This is a genomic window from Acidiplasma aeolicum (assembly GCF_001402945.1).
Lineage (GTDB): Archaea > Thermoplasmatota > Thermoplasmata > Thermoplasmatales > Thermoplasmataceae > Acidiplasma > Acidiplasma aeolicum.
In genome coordinates, this window is record NZ_LKBG01000025.1 from 1 (window position 1) to 4383 (window position 4383).

At 36.2% G+C, this 4383-nt stretch carries 2 protein-coding genes; both read right to left on the reverse strand.

The genetic code is table 11. From position 1 onward, the window contains the following. Positions 1-102: 102 nt before the first annotated feature. Positions 103-3264, reverse strand: coding sequence for a carbamoyl-phosphate synthase (glutamine-hydrolyzing) large subunit (gene carB / locus AOG54_RS01145; RefSeq protein WP_052656878.1), 3162 nt, complete (start codon positions 3262-3264; stop codon positions 103-105). Then, positions 3257-4312, reverse strand: coding sequence for a glutamine-hydrolyzing carbamoyl-phosphate synthase small subunit (gene carA / locus AOG54_RS01150; protein ID WP_048102402.1), 1056 nt, complete (start codon positions 4310-4312; stop codon positions 3257-3259). Before carA ends, carB begins: the two co-directional genes overlap by 8 nt. Positions 4313-4383: the final 71 nt, after the last annotated feature.

Consider the following 4383-nt stretch of genomic DNA (forward strand, 5'->3'; position numbering starts at 1 on the left):
ATCTAAAATGTGATAATAAATATTAAAAATCCATGAAAACTTTATACACCCATCAAAATGGTAAATAAATATATAAAATTTTGTTTTGATTATTAATAAACTTTAGTTTTTAACATATTCACCTATTTCCCTGTAATGCGGTGTAATTTTTGATGTTAGTGCGTTTATAAGTGCAACCCCGAATTTTATATTGGTTATTAGTGGTATATCCCTTCTAACTGCAATTTCCCTTATGGAAAAGCCATCCCTGAATGATCCATATGTTTCAGATGGTGTATTTACTATAATTGATATATTTTCATTCTTTAAAACCTCACTTAGGCCCGGCTTCCGCATATCCTTGAGCCTGTAAACAGTAATATTTTTTATGCCGTTGTTTTCAAGATATTTTGATGTGCCCGGCGTTGCATAGATTTTTATTCCATTAAGTGATAATTTTCTTGCAATTTCCAGTGCCTCTGGCTTGTCACCGTCATTAACAGTAATAAGTGCGGATTCAAGCTTAAAATTCCTTTTAATTATTTTAATTGCCTTTGCCATTGCCTCATTAAAGTCCAGACCACAGCACATTGCCTCTCCTGTGGATTTCATTTCAGGGCCAAGGATCACGTCCATATCCCTGAATCTTTTAAATGGAAACACAGGAATTTTAATGAAATATGATTTGGGTTCCATATAAGTTTCCCTTAATGGTGTACCGAGAATGGCCTTTACCGCAGAATCAACCCAGTTTATGCCTGTTGCCTTTGCCACAAATGGTACTGACCTTGATGACCTTGCATTTAATTCTATTACGTAGATTTCATTATCCTTTACTGCAAGCTGCAGATTTGAAAGGCCAAGAAGATTAAAATTTGATCTTAGCTTCTCAACAATATCAAATATTTTGTTTTTAATAGAATCATTTACCATATTTGGGGCAAGCACCATTGATGCATCACCAGAATGTGTGCCTGCCTCCTCAATATGTACCGATATGCCTGCGATAACTGCCCTTGTGGAATCTGATACAAAGTCGACATCTATTTCTGTTGCGTTTTTGATGTATTCACTTACAAGTATCGGAAATCCGGGCCTTTCCCTGAATAGTTCCTGTATTCTGTCTATTAATATGTTGTAATCATAAATTATATCCATTGCCCTGCCACCAATAATAAAGCTTGACCTTATTATGACCGGAAGTTTTATGCTGGATATTTTTTTCTCAATATCATTTATATTTTCTATTTCTATGAACTCGGGCTGCTTTATGCCAAGCTTTTTAAGCTCTCTTGAAAATTTTGTCCTTTCCTCGATGTTAAATATATTTTCTGGAGATGTTCCAAGTACTATATTGCCAAATATTCTGCTTAATCCGGAGGCCATATTCTGACCGGTTTGCCCTGAAAACTGTATAATTATTCCATTTGGTTTTTCCCTGTGAATAATATTGGATACATGCTCCAATGTGATGGGCTCAAAATAAAGGATGTCAGATATATCAAAGTCTGTTGATACTGTTTCGGGATTGCTGTTCACCATAATGGATGTATATCCCAAGGATTTTAATGACATAACTGCCTTAACAGATCCATAATCAAATTCAACACCCTGGGATATCCTGTTTGGTCCTGATCCTATAATTACAATCTTTTTATTTTCAATTGTTTTAAAATCATTCTGTGAATCATATGAGGAGTATAAATATGGGGTGTTTGATTCAAATTCTGCAGAACATGTATCTATATTTTTATACACAGGCATAATATTATTATTAATCCTGTTTTTAATTATATCAACCTCATCCATTTTTGTATAATATGAAAGAGTTTCATCAGAAATTCCCAGTGATTTGATATATCTCAGATTTTCCGGGAGTTTCCCCGGTTTTAGTTTTTGCAACTCTGTAACAATATTTTTCATTTTATATATGAAAAATGGATCATAGCCTGATTTGCCTGCTATTGTCTCTATATCTATGCCCTGGAACAGTGCCTCAAATATGGCATAAAGCCTTAAGTCATTTGGTTTTTCTATTAATTCAAGTGTTTTATCCCTTGTTGTAAAAAGCCTCAAGGATTTTGAATCCTTTATATCCAGGGACGCAACACACTTTAAAAGAGCCTCCTCAAAGGTTCTACCAATTCCCATGGCCTCCCCTATGGATTTCATTTCTATGCCTATTTCCCTTTTAACAGAGAATTTATCGAATGGCCATCTGGGAATTTTAACTGTGATATAATCCATTGATGGCTCAAATGCGGCATATGTTGTTTTTGTAATTGGATTCTTAATTTCATTCAGATTATACCCTATTGCAATTTTTGTGGATATTCTGGCTATCGGGTACCCGGATGCCTTTGAGGCAAGTGCAGAGGACCTTGATGTCCTGGGATTTACCTCAACAACATAGTACTCATTATTTTTCTGGTCAAGGGCAAACTGAATATTGCATGAACCAACAACACCGATTGAGCTTACTATATGTATTGCCGCCGTTCTTAGTTTCTGGTAATCATCATTGCTTAATGTTAGTGATGGGGTTACAACAATGCTCTCACCGGTATGCACACCCATTGGGTCTAAATTTTCCATGTTGCATATGGATATGCAGTTTCCGGCATTATCCCTCATCATCTCATATTCTATTTCCTTCAGTCCAAGAAGAGATTCATCAAGTTCCAGTGGTATATCATTTATGATAAAGTAGTCCTCACAGTAATTAATTAGATCCTCCTTTGAATCAATTATCTTGCCTCCTGAACCACCCAGTGAAAAACCAGTTCTCAGTATTAATGGATATTTTTTAATATTTTCAATCTGTGCCATAAATGAATCCTTTGTTATTGTATATGAGTTTATTATGGGCTCATTAATGCTGCGCATCAAATCAAAAAATTTCTTTCTATCCTCTGCAATCTCTATGGATTTAACCGGTGTGCCCAGTATTTTTATGTTATACTGGCTTAATATTCCCAGCTTATCCAAAAGTATAACAAGATTTAACCCAACCTGTCCCCCTGTGGATGGCAGTATTGAATCAATATGTTCATTCTTTATTATTTCAATCACGGTATCCGGCTCCACAGGCTCAATATATATTTTATCTGCTATCTCCCTATCAGTCTGTATCGTTGCAGGATTTGAATTAAGAAGAACAGTTTTTATGCCCTCCTCCCTGAGTGCGAGGCATGCCTGTGATCCTGAATAATCAAATTCGGCAGCCTGCCCTATAACTATTGGCCCTGAACCTATTACAAGCGTGCATTTAATGTCCTTAATCATTTTTAACACCCAAAGTTTCATCTATTTTATCAAAAAACCAGCTCCCGTCATATGGCCCAGGATGGGCCTCCGGATGGAATTGCACAGAATAAACAGGTAAATCCCTGTGCTCCACCATCTCAACCGTATTATCATTAATATCCCACATTCTCATTGATAAATCAGTATTCCTTAGTGATTCATTATCAACGGCATATCCATGGTTATGGGACGTTATGTATATTCTAGTGCCATCAGTAACAGCATGGTTAACACCCCTGTGGCCAAACTTCATTTTTTTGGTTCTGCCACCAAAGGCCAGTGTAATAAGCTGGTTTCCCAGACATACACCGATAACAGGCTTTTCAGCTGAAACCTCCCTGATGAATTCAACCAGATTTTTTAATGCCGGATGATCCGGATTTCCAGGACCATTTGGAATAAAAACTGCATCATAATCAAGTTTTGAATTAAAAAAATCATAATTATACGGTACTATATGAAGTGATGCAATTCTTCCAAGGTTTGTAATGAGGCTATTTTTGGTTCCCACATCGATAAAAAGTATTTTTCTTCGGTCATTACCCTTATAATACTGGTACTCTTTTCTGGAAACCAAACCAACAAGGTCATCATTCATTGTGTCCGGAAATTCATCGGGGATTTCCGGCTTGTTTCTGATAAAACATCTTAAAACCCCATTTTTTCTGATTTTTTCAACGAGAACCCTAGTGTCTATGCCATCAATGGCCGGCACGCCTGACCTTTTCAAAAATTCATTAAAATCATTTCCAGAGGGTCCTCCGGAAAAAATTTCATGGGCGTCCTTTGTGATAAGGCCGGCAACCTGAATCTTCTCTGATTCCATTTTTTCCATGGAAACAGAGTAATTTGCAATCTCTGGGAATGCAAATATAAGTATCTGACCTGCATAGGAGGGATCAGTTATTGTTTCAATATAACCAGACATGGATGTTGTAAAAACCAGCTCACCATGGGATTCACCCTCATAACCATAACCCCTGCCACCTATTATCGTGCCATCTTCAAGTATCAAATATTTATCCATTTAAATCCTAAAAAGGGTAATTTTTGTATGGCATATATTATTTTCCATTATTTTAAAGAAAAAATTATTAA